Raw genomic sequence first — 16,071 nt, 5'->3', positions numbered from 1 at the left:
CCGAGGCCGGTGCCAACGAGGTTCGTTGGAACGGTCGTCGTGATGACGGAACGCAGCTGGCGAGCGGCGTCTACTTCTACAAGGTGAAGTTTGCCGACGGCTCCGAGTCTGGAAGCCGGATGGCGCTTGTGAAGTAACACTGGTCGCAAGGCAGTAGCGAGGGGGCCGCTGGGGAAACCCGGCGGCCCTTCTCGTTTTGGCGGTTGCGGCACCCGTTCGGGCTTCCTTGCCAAAGGCGAGCCGGGCGCTACGCGTTCTTTGCGCGAGGAGAGGCAGCCCTTCGGGCGGCCGCCCTCCGGCCCGACACTGACTCGAGTCTGGTAGCCTCCTCTCCTCGCGTCCAAGGATCGCGTCTCGACCTGCCCTCCCCATCGCCGAAAACTCCGACGGGCGGCACACCCAGAGGCGGATCGGTCGTCAGGTTTTCCCTTGCCCGACGTATTGCCTTACAGGGCCGGAATTGTTCAACTTACAAGGAATGGGGGGGTGTCCCTTCGGTGGTCTTCGAGAGATGGGAGGGCAGGCCGCAGCGCGTCTGTGGACGCGAGGAAGGCAGCCGCGGAGGGCGGCCTCCCGGAGGCCCGCCGGGGTGGTGAGCAAGGTCGAGGCAGAATCGGGCCGGAGGGCGGTCCGCCCGCAGGGCTGCCTTCCTCGCGCCAAAACGCAGTGCGCCCGGCCCCCCTTTGGCGACGCCGCCCGCAGGAGACAACAAAACCCATTGACACCCCCTTGACGCGATTGGTACGGTACCTACGTCCCCGATGCATCACCATTTACACCTGCCGGTGTGAAGTAAAAGCCTCCTCGGAGAACCAGATGCCCGATTCCATGACGAGGCGATCACTCGCCCGTGTGGTTGTGCTAGCGCTTTGCTGTGTGGGGGTTTTGGTTTCGTGCGCCAAGGATCCGCTGCGGGTCGATCGCAATCGTCCCCCCGTGACCTATCTCGTCGGGGCTCCGGCGGAGAGCGCGAGCGCCTCGTACAAGATCCATCTCTACTGGCGCGGCGAGGATCCCGACGGCTACGTCGCGGGCTTCCTGTGGTCGTGGGACGACTCCACCATCAGCGCATTCCGCTACACGACCAGGACCGACAGCGTCTTCGATCTCGAGGTCAACGACTCGCTGGCCTTGGTGGTCGGCACCGGGCAGCAGCAGCCGTCCCAATCCAAGAACCACACGTTCTTCATTCGCGCCGTGGACAACCTGGGCAAGGCCGACCCGAACCTCGCGCGCTTCAATCGCCGGGTCTTCAACGCCAGCACGTCGAAGCCGGTGGTTCGGTTCGTGGGACCGCTTCCCAGCAATCTCACGTCGGCGCCCGACACGATCTGTGACCACACGCCCTTCACCATCTGCTGGACCGGCAGTGACGTGGACGGATACGTGAAGTACTACCGCTGGGACGTCGGGGTCTTCTCGAAGGGGTTCTCCTCGGATACCTGCGCCGTGTTCAACGACCCGAACGATCCCCGCTCGGTATCTCTGGTCAACGGAACCTATACGTTCACCGTGGTCGCCGCCGACAACGCGTTCGCGCTCAGCGACCCGGCCACGGGCGGCCGGACTCTCTTCCTCGTGAACCACGATCCCGAGACGGTGATTCTCGGGGATTCGGGCGGACCGCTCGGGTACTACCAGGCGCGTTTTGATAATGGAAACGAGGTCGCCGTCAGCGACAGCGGCCCCTGGATCCCCTTCCACCAGGGGGACACGATTCCCTATCGCTCGACCGTGTACTTCGACTGGAAGGGATTTGACGACGCCTGCGACAGCCCTCAGGGGATCGCCGGGTTTGCCGCGACCTTGCGTGAAGGCACCCGCGACGGCGGCGACCCTTATATCACCGGATTCCGCGATTTCCTCTGCATGGCGAACGGCGACTCGGTCTTCTTCACCTCGAACGCTCCCCAGGCCGTGCGCACGAACTGCGGCTTCACGGCCCTGGTGCTGGACTCGCTGGACGCCGGGCGCAACATGCTGTTCACGGTGGCGGCCAAGGATCTTTCGGGGCGCTCGGACGGCACGCCGGCGTCGTTCCAGTTCAACTGCAACCGCCCTCCGACGGTCAGCGACCTGACGGTTGCGGACGGCCCCGCGCCGAATAGTCCGCGGGTCAAGGTGTTCAGCTTCGACGGCAGGGATCCCGAGGACGGTCCCACGGGCGAAGTGCTGTACACCCTGGACGACATCAAGAGCTTGAGCCTCAAGGCGACCACAGGGCAGCGCATACAATCCATTACCATTCCGGAGTCGGACTTCCGAGCGCTCGCGCCGTCGAACCCGCACAAGCTCGAGATTCGCGTGCGGGATCGAGCCGGCTTCTACTCGGATCCCATTTCGGTCACGTTCGACATCAGCCTACTCCCCTAGCGCTAACCGCCGATGGTAAGGAGCACGAGTCACATGGCGCGTCGCAGGATCGGAATCACTCTTACAGCTGTCGCTCTCATCGCGTTGTCGATCGTCGTCGGTTGTTCGAAGACGCCGACGGTGGCGCCTCCTCAGCGGTTCGCCCCCGAGACGGAGCTGACGTATGCGCCGCTCCAGGGCGACACGGCCAGCTATCGAATCCATTTCTACTGGAGCGGGTACGACAACGACGGCGAGGTGACGCAGTTCCGCTATGCGCTGGACGCGGACACGCTGAAGCCCCCCTCGCAGTGGATCTCCACGACGGCCAAGGACACGACGCTCCTCTTCCTGGTCGATCCCGTGAAAGAGGTGAAGGGGCACGTCTTCTGGGTCGTGTCCGAAGACAACGACGGAAAGTTCGATCCGACCCCGGCCAAGCGCTTCTTCTCGGCCAAGACGGTTCCCCCCGTGTCGCGAATCACCCGCGGACCCAACGCTCCGGGCACGATCATCGGCCCCAATTTCACGTTCGAGTGGGAGGGGATCGATCCGGACGGCGGCGAGACCGGCGGTTCGGCTCCGGTGGATTCGTTCGAGTACCTGCTCCTGCAGAATGGCGCGCAGCTGGATCCGGGGCATCCGCCCCTGTCCCTGCCGTCCGCGCGCAAGGACTGGGTCAAGCTGATCGTCAATGCGACCGGCCCCTCGCTTCCGCCGCCGAATGACGACTGGAAGTGGCAGGGGATCCGCGCGAAGCGCAAGCGATTCCGGAACGTCACGCCTGGTTACTACGTGTTCGCGGTGCGCGCGGTGGACATCGCGGGCGCCACGGAGAAGCTGACCCTGACCCAGACCCCTCCCATCAACGGGATTTCGTGGTCGGTGCCATCGCTCCAGGCGTCCGACCCCAGGAACATCCGCGACTTCAACGTGACGAATCGCAATCCGGGGCCGTCGCTCACGGTCACGAGCAGCGTGCTGGTGGACGCTCTGCCCTCGACTTCGGGGCCTGAGGATATCGTTCGCAAGGAGATCCAGATCTTCGAGGGAGAGACGATCTCCTTCTCCTGGTTCGCGACGGGGGAGGCCTACGGCGGCGAGATCGCCGGGTACACCTCGGCCCTCGACGACACGTCCACGGCCAAGTGGGGCTCCATCGACATCACGAGCACCAGCGTGACGCTGACCAATCTCTCGGTCGGCCCGCACTTCCTCTTCGTGCGCGCGGTGGACGACGGCGGACTCGTCACGAACATGAAGATCCCGATCCGGATCGTGCACCCGATCTTCAAGGATCCTCCCACGGGGAGGCCGCAGGTTCTCTACGTCGACGACTTCGCGCCCCCTCCGGGCGACTGGTCCACCGCACTGCGAGGTAGTCCCAATTTCCCGAAGGACGCACTGCTTACCGACGCCTCGTCCGTATCCGTCGAGGACCAGTGGTGGTTCAACAACGTGCTGATCAAGCTGACCCAGGAATTCGGGGTGAACATCCGCCAGGATGATGAGCACGACGCCGTCTACCGGGCGCTGACCGCCGAGGGCGGATTGCGCCCCTCGTTCACGCCGGACGATCTGGCCAACTACCGGACGATCATCTGGTATGCGGACTTCAACAACACGGGCTCCTCTCCGACCGCGCTCTGGAAGACGCTGGTTGGCGGCAGCTACAGCGAGCTCGCGGGGTATCTCCGCGCCGGAGGCACCCTCATCCTCACGGGGTTCCAGCTCGCCCAGCAGGCGTCGAAGGTCGGCAGCGTACCGTCGCAGTCCCTCTCGCGTGGGCTGTGCGCGGCGGTCCCCGAGGGCGATCCGAATTTCCGAGGGACCTACTTCATTCGCGATTTCATGGGGATCGATGGGACGCTGCCGAACGATGGAGCCAGCCGCTCCAACGATGGCGCTCGGGACTTCATCGGTGCTCGCGTCACGGCGGACGGCGCGGCCCTGGGCTTCACCTCGGGTGACATCGACGTCGGGAGGCAGACGGCCAAGTGGGACACGCTGGCGTTCGGAACGACCGACCAGACCTTCGCTCCGGGCCTTCCGAAGGTCGAAGGCTGGAGACTCATGGAGCAGAATGGACAGCGGTTCGGGTGCTTCCCGCAGGACGTTACGGTCCGGAAGGAGCACGACGGAGCGATCTCGATGCCGATCCTGACCTATCACGGCGCTCCGAAAGGGATGCCGCCCTACATTGGAACCGGCATCTCCCCGCGTGAAGGGATGGTGGTGGCGATCGCGACCCAGGCGCACGACCTGGGCACGAGCGGGCTCACGGGACCGATCACCTTCCAGACCTCGCGGGGCGTGATCGGCCGGACCGTGATGTTCGGATTCCCGATGTACTACATGAAGGATCCGCAGGCCTACGCCATGATGCGCGCCGCGTTTGCCTACGTGAACGCCTCGCCGACGCTCCCGGCCTACGCGCCCTAGGCTGTAGAGCCAGCAAGTCGTAACACCGAAGCCCGTCGGGTAAGCAACCCGGCGGGCTTTCGGTTTGCAGTCCGCATAGGTTGCCCCGTCGGATGTCAGAAGACCGCACGGCGCTGACCCTGGGCCGCGCTCATCGGAGACTCTCTAGGTAGGAGGCGTTGTCGACGCTCCGACTGGACCGCGTGCGCACGCCGTCGGCCCGCCCCGTCGGCCCGGCCCCTCGGCAACGCCCAACCGCCTAGCCCGTAGGCAGCGACCAACGCCCCTTCGGGGAGAGCGGCAACTCGTCCCAGGCCGAGTTAAGGTAAGGATTAATGCCCAAAGATGCTGCGACAAGGCGCCGCTTTGCCGTGGCGCTCCTCCTCGGATTCCACCGAGACGACCACGGGAGGTTGCGTTAACAAGGTGTTCCGGGTCGGTGAAATCGCCGACTCGTCCACGGACGAGTTGCTAGGCACGGGCACGCACAGCGAAGGTGCCCAGGCCGCGAGGGCGACCTCGTCGCGCCCCTCGCCGCGCCCGCTCGTGGCGCCCGCTCGTGGCGCCCGCTCGTGGCGCCCCCCTCGCGGCGCCCGCTCGTCGCGCCCGCCGGTTCCGGAGGCCGTGGGGCGGCCACTAATATTTATATTAACTCGCCCCGGGGCGAGTTGCCGCTTTCCCCGAAGGGAGCGGGTGATCCCAATCGACGCAGCGCCACGCCCCGAAATCGGCGCAATCGACGCCAGCGCCATCCCCAATCGGCGCAATCGACGCAGGGCCATCCCCCAATCGGCGCAATCGACGCAGGGCCGTCTCCAATCGGCCCAACCGACGCAGCGCCGCCCTCCCAATCATCGCTTGTCATGATCGTCCCTTCCTCACCAGACTCATGGACGACTCGATGAACGAGCCGGCGGCGTGACGCCGCCCCGTCCGGGAATAGGAGGACCCCATGCGCATCCAGTGGACGACCATCTACGTCAGCGATCAGGCGAAGGCGCTTCAGTTCTATACGGAAGCGCTCGGCTTCCAGAAGAAGGCGGATTTCTCTCAGGGGAACTATCGTTGGCTGACGGTGGTGTCGCCGGAGGATCCGGATGGGGTTGAGTTGCTCCTGGAATCGAATGCGAACCCGGCGGGGAAGGCATATCAGGAGGCGGTGCGGGCCCAGGGCCGGCCCGCCGCTCAGTTCCTCGTCAGCGACGTCCAGGCGGAGCATGATCGACTGGCGGCAAGAGGCGTGAAGTTCACGCAGACCGTCACTCCCACGACCGGCTCCGTCATCGCCATCCTCGACGATACCTGCGGGAATCTGATTCAGCTCGTCCAGCTCGCCTGGGCCGCGAAGGGAGCCTGATTCTCCCGGCTGCGGAAAACCTCGGCCAGGGTCCTTGAGGATGGTGTCTTAGAAGATGGGGTGTTTGAGGATGCAACTACCTGCAGGAGGAACTCGCATAGCTGTCATCCAGGGCGGCAGATGTCGCCGGTTTCACACTCGCTAGCAGCGGTGAAAATCAGCGACACCTGTCGTCGTGGACGGCACTTCAGCTCCGGAGGAACTGCCGGCACGCCCGCCGCGGCCATGTTTTCATGGAGCGGCCGAAAGGGAAACCGCTGCTTCATGAAGTTCCCGGCTCGCGCGCCGCGCCGCTTCATGAAGTTCCCGATCCGGCTCGCGCGCCGCGCTCTTTCGTGTGACATCCTGTCATTCATTGGAATGGGCAAGGAGCCGCTTTCCCCGAAGGGCGCCAGGACGGAAGCAGGCCAGGGCGGCGCGTCCGAGCTCGCGGCCGTTGCCGGCGTCGGAGCCAGAGCCACGGAGGCGGCCACCGGTCCGTTCCAGGCGCTCGGCAAGCCCAGGCTCCCATCAGCCATGCGCTCAGCCCCGCCAAGCTGCCCAGGCGGCGCTCAGCCCCGCCAAGCTGCCCAGGCCCGGCGCTCAGCCCCGTCCAGCGGCCCAGGCGCTCATCAGATTGCCGAGCGCCATTCAACCAAGCCCGCCCAGCCGCTCGCCCCGTCCCGGTCCTCGGCCAACCTAGGCGCAGGTGCTTGGCCCGCCAGACCTGTCATGACACAAACGAAGAGGCCGCGGAGCTTTTGGCCCCGCGGCCTCTTGTTGCTGCGATGTGAAGGCGATTACTTCGCCATCACCATCTTGATCACGTCCGTCGTTCCACCATCCGCCGCGACCTTGGCGTAATAGACGCCCGAAGCAACGTGGCTGCCGCCGGCATCACGGCCGTCCCAGCTCACTTCGTGCATGCCCTGCGCCATCGTCCCGTTCGCGAGCGTCTTCACCAGCTGGCCACGCACGTTGTACACGCGCAGCGCAACCTTGGAATCCTTGGCAACCGCGAAGCGGATCTTGGTGACCGGGTTGAACGGGTTCGGCGAGTTCTGCTCGAGCTTCACCGTCGAGGCCGCCAAGCTGGCGCCCGAGAGATGGATCAGACCGAAACCGCGGAACGTGCGGCCGACGATGTTCGAATAAGCGTCGCACCGGACCGCGACGTTCTGATTGACCAGTCCAAGCGCCACGAGGCGCGTCTGCACGCTGCGGGCGTTGAAGTACACGGCAATCGTCCCCTGCGACGGGTTGTCGTTGAACGTGCCGCCAGGGCCAGGGCCGTTGGGAAGTGCATCGCCCTCGGGGTCATATGCGCGGAGCGAGCCGAACAGCGTCGGGCTCGGGAAGACCGCGTTCGAACGCATGCGGACACCTTCGCGCGGTCCGTTGAACGACAGGCACTGGTAGCCGGCAGCCTGCGTCTCGGGCGGGAACGAAAGCGTCACGGTGATCTTGTCGACGTTGTTGCTCTTGCCGTTCGGATTGTCGAGGTTGATCGTCTGCGGGCTGAACTCGACCGCCATCGGGAGCGGGCTGAAGCAGCTCTGGACGGGGTTCGCGCGCCAGACCACGATGCCAGGCGCGAAGCCGAACGCCTGCGACTCGTAGTAGATGTCGTTGTACGGGAGGCCGTCCGCCGTGTGGTTCAGGTAACGCGAAACGTTGACGTTCACGTCACCGGCGCCGTCCATGTGGATCGGGCACTTGGCCTGCGAGGCCAGGTCGATCTTCCAGATGTCCGGGTTCTGCTGGGAGTCTTCGCTCTCAGGAGCGTCGTAATAGATCGAGCCGCCGTCGCTGCTCCAGCCCGGGTGGTTGTGGGACACGGAGGCGAAGTTCGTCTCGGCCAGGCTCACGGCGTCGGTGTCGAGATCCACGATCTCGATGACGTTCGGGCCGAACCGGTTCGTATCGTACGCGACGCGATTGCTGCCGTCCGGGCACCACGCCGGGTTCTGCTCGGCACGATTGTCCACGAACGTGTGGCGGACCGCGGCGCCGACCGTCGGGAACACGGTGGCGGTGTAGATGTCATCGGAAAGGCCGGTGCGATCGGAGTCGAACACGAGCGAGTTGCCGTCCGGGCTCCAATCGGGGTGACGATCACGCACGCCAGCCACGGCCGGCGTGACTTCGATCGGAGCGCCGACCGGCGTGATCGACGTGAACATGTTGGTGCTGACCGTGAACTCCTGGACGACGATGTGGCTCGCCGTGACGTGGGTGTCCGAAAGGACGTACGCGAGGTACTTGCCGTTCGGGCTCCACTTCGGATCGATGTAGGAGATCACGCCCGTCGGATCGCCCAGGACCTTCGAGCGCGCTTCAGCGATCGTGGCGACCAGGGTTCCCGGCTGGGTGCGATTGAACATCTGCCAGATTTCACGCGAACCCTCGAATCCCACCACCTGGTCGCGCGTGGTAAACGACACCCAACGCTCCATGAGGGCGACGCCGTTGCCTACGCCTACCGGCACGGGGCGGGCGACGGGAGTCTGCTCGCCATTGGAGAGCCCGTTCCCGAACACTACGCCATCGGCGGCGGGGATGTCGCCTCGACCGATCGGGTCGAACGCGCCGCGGTATCCCGCGTACCCGATGCCGGGCATCACGGAAGCCACGAGCGCCATGATTGCGACGAGGCCTAGTAATCTCTTCATTCCCTAATCTCCTCTTCTAACGCGGGTAAAAGCGAGAAGACACCTCAAGAGGATAAGGTAGACGACACTGTGAGCCTGATCACCTCCTTAGAGATCACAATTTGGATTCCAGCTAAGATGCTGTGTTGGTTTGTAATCGGGTGAGTTCGCCCCGTGTTTTTACTCGTCAGAGTATACGGGAGATGGCGGGGGAGTGTCAAGGGATTTTTGGAACTTACAGGCGTGCCCGTGGTTCAAAAATGCCTTGACAGGCCACCACTTGGCCCATAGTCTGCCCAACAGGTCGGGCCCGGAGGATGACTCCCCGCGGCTGGATTGACCAAGTCTACACCAGACATCGGTACCCCCCCAACACAAGACTCTCTTTGCGCACGCGCGCGGCCGGGGATGCCTTCGGACGAGGGGATGTTAATGTCCTATCATAAAAGAAGTTGCCTGCTATTTGCCGCCGCGCTGGCTATTTTCCTCACGTCCGCCGTCTCCACCGGCCCCGCTCACGCCGCCACGGCAGTTCTGGCTGACACCATCAAGACGCGGAGCCGCGTGGACGCCATCGTCGGCCTGCCCGTGACCTTCAGCGCCGCCGGAATCAAGCCCGACACGATCCTGACAAGACTGATGACGCTCAGCCAAACCAATGACGCACCGTTTCTTACCGGCCCGTCATCGGTGGGACCCAACGTGGCGCCGGTGATCGTCCTGTCGGGGACGCCCAGCTTTACCCAATTCGGAACCTATACTGTGCACTGGACCCTGGCGAACGACTCCCTGGGCCAGACGGACACGACGACGACGCTGGTCGTCCACAATCTCCTGCCGCCGACCAACGTCCGCGCCTACTACGCCGCGCTGCCTGCGAACGTCCCGATCCGGAATGCCAGCGGCGTGATCTCGTATCTGGTCTGGGACGGGTCGATCCCCGAGGCGGACTCGGTCTCCTGGAACGGCTACCGGGTCCACCGCCACATCTACGGCATCAGCACCGAACCCTGGGAGGTTGCCGGCCAGTACACCGATTCGGTGGAGACGGTCCGCAACAAGACCACCGTCACGCAGAAGACGCCCACCTCCCCGATCTGCCTGAATATCACCCAGCCCTGCGTTCCCGACAGCTTCGTTTTCAACGGGACGGGACTCTTCTTCCGCGGCTTCCGGAACAACTCGCTCGGAAACGGCAAGTACGTCCTGGACTATCCGGTCGGGGCCCCGGTGGACGAGTGCTCGAACTGCTGGGTCTTCGTCGACCTCGCCACCATCGCGGGATTCAAGGTGGACTACCGGGTGACCTCCATCACCTCCAGCAACGGCACCGACTTCGTCGAGACCCCGCTCGCCAACTCGCCGATCGTCTCCCTCACTCCCGGGACTCCGCCGACCGGGAATCTCGAGAGCGTCGCCGTCGTTCCCAACCCCTATAAGGGGAGAGCCGAATGGGATCCCGCGCCCGGGGATGGCCGGATCCACTTCATCCACCTTCCCGACGGGGCGACCGTGCGCATTTTCACGGCCAGCGCCGAGCTGGTTCGCGAGCTGACCCTCGACGCGAGCGTCAACTCGGGCGGCACGTCGGGCGAGCTGGCGTGGGACCTGCGCAACGGCAAGGGGCAGAAGGTCGTGTCGGGCATCTACGTCTACCAGGTCGAGACCCGGGAAGGACGAACCCGGAAAGGACACTTCGTCGTCATCAAGTAGCCGCGACGCCGGGCTCCCGGCCAAGAAACGCGGCTTGGAGGAGCTTTCATGAACCCGCAGACCATTTCCCCGGCGTCGGCACCGGCTTCACCGGAGCGCTCCGGGACCGCGCCGCGCCCCTACCTGAACCTGATCGGCGGCCAGTGGGTGCCCGCCCGGTCGGGCAAGACCACCGAGAACCGCAATCCCGCCCGCCCCGATGATCTGATCGGAACCTTCCCCAGCTCCGGCCCCGAGGACGTGGACCTGGCCGTGCGCGCCGCCCACGCGGCGTTTGCGTCCTGGCGCCTGGTCCCCGCGCCCCGCCGCGCCGAGATCATCCTGCGCGCGGCCGAGATCCTCCGCGAGCGCAAGGAAGACCTCGCGCGCGCGATGACGCGGGAGATGGGGAAGGTGCTGGCCGAGACGCGCGGCGACGTGCAGGAGGCCATCGACATGGCCTACTACATCGGCGCCGAGGGGCGCCGGCTCTTCGGCGTCACCGTCCCCTCGGAGCTGCCCAACAAGTTCGCGATGTCGATCCGCCAGCCGCTCGGGGTCTGCGGGCTCATCACGCCCTGGAATTTCCCGATGGCGATCCCCTCGTGGAAGATCTTCCCGGCGCTCGTCGCGGGGAACACCGTCGTGATCAAGCCCGCCACCGACACGCCGGCCTCGGCGCACCACCTGGTCGAGATCCTCGTCGAAGCGGGAGCGCCGGAGGGCGTGGTCAACATTGTCCACGGCGGCGGCAATGCCGTGGGCGTGCCGCTCACGACGCATCCCGACGTGAAGCTGATCTCTTTCACCGGCTCCTCCGAGGTGGGGAAGGCGATCGCCGAGCGCTGCGGCCCCACCCTGAAGCGCGTCTCGCTGGAGCTGGGGGGGAAGAACGCGCAGATCGTCATGGAGGACGCCGACCTCGATCTGGCGCTCGAAGGGGCGCTCTGGGGCGCGTTCGGCACGACGGGGCAGCGCTGCACCGCGACCAGCCGCCTCATCGTGGCGCGCCCGGTGCACGACGAGATGGTGCGCCGGCTGGTGGAGCGGGCGGGACGGCTCCGACTGGGCGACGGCCTCGATGCGCAGAGCGAAGTCGGTCCGGTCATCAACACGGCGGCCCGGGATCGCATCCACGAGTACGTGCAGATCGGCATCCGGGAGGGGGCGAAGCTCGCCGCCGGCGGCTCGGTCGCCGAGGAGGGCGCGCTGCGCCAGGGAGCCTTCTACCGGCCGACCATCTTCGACAACGTCACGCCGGCCATGCGGATCGCTCGCGAGGAGATCTTCGGCCCCGTGCTCTCCGTGCTCACCGTGGATTCGCTGGAGGAGGCGATCCGCGTCCTGAACGACACGCCCTACGGCCTCTCCTCCTCCATCTACACGCGCGACGTGAACCGCGCGATGCGCGCGGTGCGCGACATCGAGGCGGGCATCACCTACGTGAACGGCCCCACGATCGGCGCCGAGGTGCAGCTCCCGTTCGGCGGCGTCAAGGAGACCGGGAACGGCCATCGGGAGGGAGGGCCCACGGTGATCGACGCGTTCACGGAGTGGAAGTCGGTCTACATCGATTACAGCGGCAAGCTTCAGAAGGCGCAGATCGACCGATGAGCGTTTAGCCGGCGCGGCGTGTCCTCCCGCACTGTGAAGCCTCGATCCGGATCCGTGGGGCATGTCATCGGGAGCTCCGGAGCGCCCCTGCCCACTCCGGTCTTCGAGCCGCTCGACCCCGCGTCCGCCGCGGTGCGTCCCGAGCCGCTGGTCCACGTGCTCCGAAACGGTCAGGTGGAGAGCGTGCACTACGGGCACGCCGCCATCGTCGACCCGACGGGACGCCTCCTCGCCTGGACCGGCTCGCCCCGCGTGCTCGTCTTTCCGCGCTCCGCCTTCAAGCCGTTCCAGGCCCTTCCTCTCGTGGAATCGGGAGCGTTCGCGCGCTCGGGCCTCGGACCCGACGCGCTGGCCGTCATCGCGGGCTCCCACAACGGCACCGACGCCCACGCGGCCCTCGTCCAGACCATCCTCGACGCCGCCGGAGCGCGGGAGAGCGATCTGCGCTGCGGCGCCCACGCTCCCTACGACGAGGCGACCGCCGCGACGCTCCGGGCGCGCGGCGAAGAGCCCACGCCCCTGCGCCACAACTGCAGCGGGAAGCACGCGGGGATGCTTCTCCTGGCCCGCTTTCTCAAGGCGCCCCTCGAGAGCTACCTCGATCCCGGGCATCCGGTGCAGCGGGCCATCTTCGCGCGCTTTCAGGAGCTCATGGGGGAGCCGCCCGACGACGTGGGCGTGGATGGCTGCAGCGCCCCCACGCCGCGCATGGCGCTCGGGACCCTGGCCCGCGCGTTCGCCCTCCTCGCCGCGGGCGTCGACGCGGCCGGCCGGCCGGTTCCGGCTCTGGAGCGGATCCGCGAGGCGATGCGCGCCCATCCCGAGGCGGTGGCCGGCGAGGGACGGCTGGACACGCGCATCATGCGGGCCGCGCCGGACCTGGTCGCCAAGGCCGGCGCCGAGGCGGTGCATGCTACCGGAGTAGTAGGGAACGCGGCGGGGATCGCGGTTAAGGTTGCAGACGGCACGCGGCGCGCGCTGGCGCCGGCGGTCGTCGCCGTTCTCGCGGAAGCGGGCGTGCTCGACGCGGAGGCGTTCGAAGTCCTCGCACCGTTGGCCGAGGAGCGCCTCACGAATCATGCGGGACTCGAAGTGGGCGCGATCCGCGGGGTCGCGCGCCTCACGCGGGAGGCGCCGTGAGCAACAGCACGATCCTGGAACCGGAGCGGGCCCTGAGCCCCGCCCCACGCAAGGCGGTCTACTTCTTCGGCGATGGCAAGGCCGAAGGCGATGCGCGCATGCGCGATCTCCTCGGGGGCAAGGGGGCCGGGCTCGCCGAGATGATGAACGCCGGCGTGCCGGTGCCGCCCGGGTACACGATCACCACGGAGGCCTGCCGCCTCTTCTTCGAGTCGGGCGGCCGGCTGCCGGAGAGCATCGCGCGCGAGGAGAAGGCCATGCTCGCGCGGCTGGAGCGCCTGCTGGGACGGCGCCTGGGCGATCCCGAAAATCCGCTTCTCCTGTCCGTGCGCTCCGGCTCGCCGGTCTCGATGCCCGGCATGATGGACACCATCCTGAACCTGGGCCTGAACGACGCCACCGTGCAGGGGCTCGCGCGGAAGACGCAGAACGCGCGCTTCGCCTACGACTCCTACCGCCGCTTCATCCAGATGTTCGCCGACGTCGTGCTGGGCGTGCCGCGCGCGCTCCTCGAGGGCGAGCTGACCGCCGCCAAGCGCCGCGCGCGCGCGAAGAGCGACGTCGAGCTGGGCGAGAGCGACCTCGGGCCGCTCTGCGCGCGCATGCTGCGGATCGTTCGCGACGAGACGGGGAAAGCCTTCCCGCAGGACGCCCGCGAGCAGCTCGCGGCCGCGCGCGACGCGGTCTTCCGCTCCTGGCACACCGACCGGGCGGTGCACTACCGCGCGCTGAACGGCATTCCCGAGACCCTGGGCACCGCGGTCAACGTCCAGGCGATGGTGTTCGGCAATCTCGGCGCCGCGTCGGCCACCGGCGTCGGCTTCACGCGCGATCCCTCCACGGGAGAGCCCCGCTTCTACGGCGAATACCTCATGAACGCCCAGGGGGAAGACGTGGTGGCGGGGATCCGCACGCCCCATCCGATCGAGATGATGGAGAAGGAGCTGCCCGCGGCGTACGCCCAGCTCCGGCAGATCACCGAGCGCCTCGAGCGTCACTATCGCGACGTGCAGGACTTCGAGTTCACGGTGGAGGAGGGGCGCCTCTTCATGCTCCAGACCCGGCGCGGCGCGCGGACCGGCATCGCGGCGCTCCGGATCGCGGTGGACATGGTGGACGAGGGACTCCTCGGGAAACGCGAGGCGCTGGAGCGCGTGGAACCGGACCATCTGGACCAGGTGCTCCATCCCGTGCTCGACCCGGCCGCGCGGAAGAAGCATGCGCTGCTCGCGAAGGGGCTTCCGGCGTCGCCGGGCGCCTCGGCGGGCGCGATCGTCTTCACGTCGGACGAGGCGGTGGCTCGAGGCAAGAAGGAGCGCGTGCTCCTCGTCCGCGCCGAGACCTCGCCCGACGACATCGCCGGGATGAACGCGGCGCAGGGGATCCTGACCGCGACCGGCGGCATGACCTCGCACGCGGCGGTGGTCGCGCGCGGGATGGGGAAGTGCTGCGTCGCCGGATGCACCGCGCTTCTTGTGGACGAGGAGAAGCGCACGCTCCGGATCGGGAACCGCACGTTCCCCGAGGGCGCCTTCCTCTCCCTCGACGGCTCGACCGGCGAGGTGCTGGAGGGGGACGTCCCGACCTCCGACTCCGAGGTGGTCCGCGTGCTGACCGGCCGCATGACCGCCGCGCAGGCGCCGCTCTACCAGCGCTTCGAGCGGCTCATGGCCTGGTGCGACGAGGTGCGTCGGCTGCGCGTGCGCGCGAACGCCGACATCCCGCGCGACGCCAAGGTGGCCCGCGCGCTGGGCGCCGAGGGGATCGGGCTATGCCGCACCGAGCACATGTTCTTCGCGGAGGACCGGATCCCGCACGTCGTCACGATGATCCTGAACGCCAAGGAGGCCCGCCAGGCGCGGCTCCGGATCGCGCGGATCGAATCCGACCTGGCCGAGGCCGGGAAATCGGACCGGCCGCGGCTGACGAAGGAGCTGGCGCGCGCGAAGAAGGAGGGGAAGGCGGCGATCCAGGCGTTCGACGGCGCGCTGGCCAAGCTCCTGCCGCTCCAGCGCGCCGATTTCAAGGGACTCTTCCTGGCCATGGAGGGGACGCCGGTCACCATCCGCACGCTCGACCCTCCGCTCCACGAATTCCTCCCCAAGCGGGAGCAGCTCCTCGCCGAGATCGCCTCGCTCCGCCGCTCGAAGAAGGACGATCCCCGGAAGGCGCGCCTGGAGCGCACCCTGGAGCGCGTGGAGGAGCTGCACGAGTTCAATCCGATGCTGGGATTCAGGGGCTGCCGGCTCGGCATCCTCCATCCCGAGATCACGCGCATGCAGGCGCGCGCCATCTTCGAGGCCGCGGCGCAGGTGGCCAAGGACGGGCTTCCCGTGCGCCCGGAGATCATGATCCCGCTGGTCGGGGACAAGGAGGAGCTGCGGCGCCAGCGCGCCGAGGTGGAGTCGGTCGCCCAGGAAGTGATGGCCAGGCTGGGAACCACCATCCCCTACACGATCGGAACCATGATCGAGATCCCGCGCGCCGCGATGCTCGCCGACGAGATCGCCGAGCACGCCGACTTCTTCTCGTTCGGCACGAACGATCTCACGCAGATGTCGTTCGGCTTCTCGCGCGACGACTGCGGCCGCTTTCTCCCCGAGTACGTCGAGGCCGGGATCCTGCCGATCGACCCGTTCGTCTCGCTCGACCAGCGGGGCGTGGGGGTGATGATCCAGCGCGCCTGCTTCGCCGGGCGCCGCGCCAAGCCCGGCCTCAAGATCGGGGTTTGCGGCGAGCACGGCGGCGATCCGGCTTCGATCGCGTTCTTCGAGCAGACCGGGCTGGACTACGTCTCGTGCAGCCCCTTCCGGGTGCCGCTCGCCCGGCTCGCGGCCGCGCGCGCCGCGCTCGCGCGGGCCTGAC

8 protein-coding genes are annotated in these 16,071 nt (G+C 67.0%); 7 read left to right on the top strand and 1 reads right to left on the bottom strand.

The features are described from left to right. Positions 1-936: 936 nt before the first annotated feature. The 3 genes from VE326_01360 (at position 937) to VE326_01350 (ending at position 6,130) form a co-directional block, all read left to right on the top strand. Entirely contained in the window at positions 937-2,373 is a 1,437-nt protein-coding gene (locus VE326_01360) for a hypothetical protein (GenBank protein ID HYJ31844.1), read from the top strand. A gap of 84 nt (positions 2,374-2,457) precedes the next feature. Continuing rightward, positions 2,458-4,794, top strand: coding sequence for a hypothetical protein (locus VE326_01355; GenBank protein HYJ31843.1), 2,337 nt, complete (start codon positions 2,458-2,460; stop codon positions 4,792-4,794). A 931-nt stretch (positions 4,795-5,725) separates the two neighbouring features. Continuing rightward, positions 5,726-6,130 (top strand): VOC family protein, encoded by a 405-nt coding sequence (locus tag VE326_01350; GenBank protein ID HYJ31842.1) that lies wholly within the window; start codon positions 5,726-5,728, stop codon positions 6,128-6,130. Positions 6,131-6,909: 779 nt separating this feature from the next. On the opposite strand, the gene VE326_01345 is transcribed toward VE326_01350, so the two are convergent. Beyond that, the gene (locus VE326_01345; protein HYJ31841.1) at positions 6,910-8,781 is read right to left on the bottom strand and encodes a FlgD immunoglobulin-like domain containing protein; all 1,872 of its coding nucleotides are present in this window, start codon (positions 8,779-8,781) and stop codon (positions 6,910-6,912) included. A 411-nt stretch (positions 8,782-9,192) separates the two neighbouring features. Here VE326_01345 and VE326_01340 point away from each other — a divergent pair, with 411 nt between their 5' ends. From VE326_01340 to VE326_01325, 4 genes are read left to right on the top strand one after another with little or no spacing between them, the layout of a single operon-like run. Further along, positions 9,193-10,473 carry a hypothetical protein gene (locus tag VE326_01340; protein ID HYJ31840.1) on the top strand — a complete coding sequence of 427 codons (1,281 nt, stop codon included), beginning with the start codon at positions 9,193-9,195 and terminating at the stop codon, positions 10,471-10,473. 48 nt (positions 10,474-10,521) lie between these two features. Next, positions 10,522-12,066, top strand: a complete 1,545-nt coding sequence (locus tag VE326_01335; GenBank protein HYJ31839.1) for an aldehyde dehydrogenase family protein — start codon at positions 10,522-10,524, stop codon at positions 12,064-12,066. Positions 12,067-12,099: 33 nt separating this feature from the next. Further along, positions 12,100-13,206 (top strand): asparaginase, encoded by a 1,107-nt coding sequence (locus VE326_01330; GenBank protein ID HYJ31838.1) that lies wholly within the window; start codon positions 12,100-12,102, stop codon positions 13,204-13,206. Next, positions 13,203-16,070: a pyruvate, phosphate dikinase gene (locus VE326_01325; GenBank protein HYJ31837.1), complete on the top strand. Its 2,868-nt coding sequence runs from the start codon at positions 13,203-13,205 to the stop codon at positions 16,068-16,070. The genes VE326_01330 and VE326_01325 overlap by 4 nt, the downstream gene beginning before the upstream one ends. Position 16,071 lies beyond the last annotated feature (1 nt).

This window comes from Candidatus Binatia bacterium (assembly GCA_035631035.1).
Lineage (GTDB): Bacteria > Eisenbacteria > RBG-16-71-46 > SZUA-252 > SZUA-252 > DASQJL01.
The sequence above is the reverse complement of the archived record's forward strand: the minus strand, read 5'-3'. Positions and strand labels throughout refer to the sequence as shown.

Excerpts from the sequence above, each read along its gene's own strand:
- VE326_01350 (HYJ31842.1), top strand. The coding sequence starts at position 5,726 with ATGCGCATCCAGTGGACGACCATCTACGTCAGCGATCAGGCGAAGGCG.
- VE326_01345 (HYJ31841.1), bottom strand. The coding sequence starts at position 8,781 with ATGAAGAGATTACTAGGCCTCGTCGCAATCATGGCGCTCGTGGCTTCC.
- VE326_01340 (HYJ31840.1), top strand. The coding sequence starts at position 9,193 with ATGTCCTATCATAAAAGAAGTTGCCTGCTATTTGCCGCCGCGCTGGCT.
- VE326_01335 (HYJ31839.1), top strand. The coding sequence starts at position 10,522 with ATGAACCCGCAGACCATTTCCCCGGCGTCGGCACCGGCTTCACCGGAG.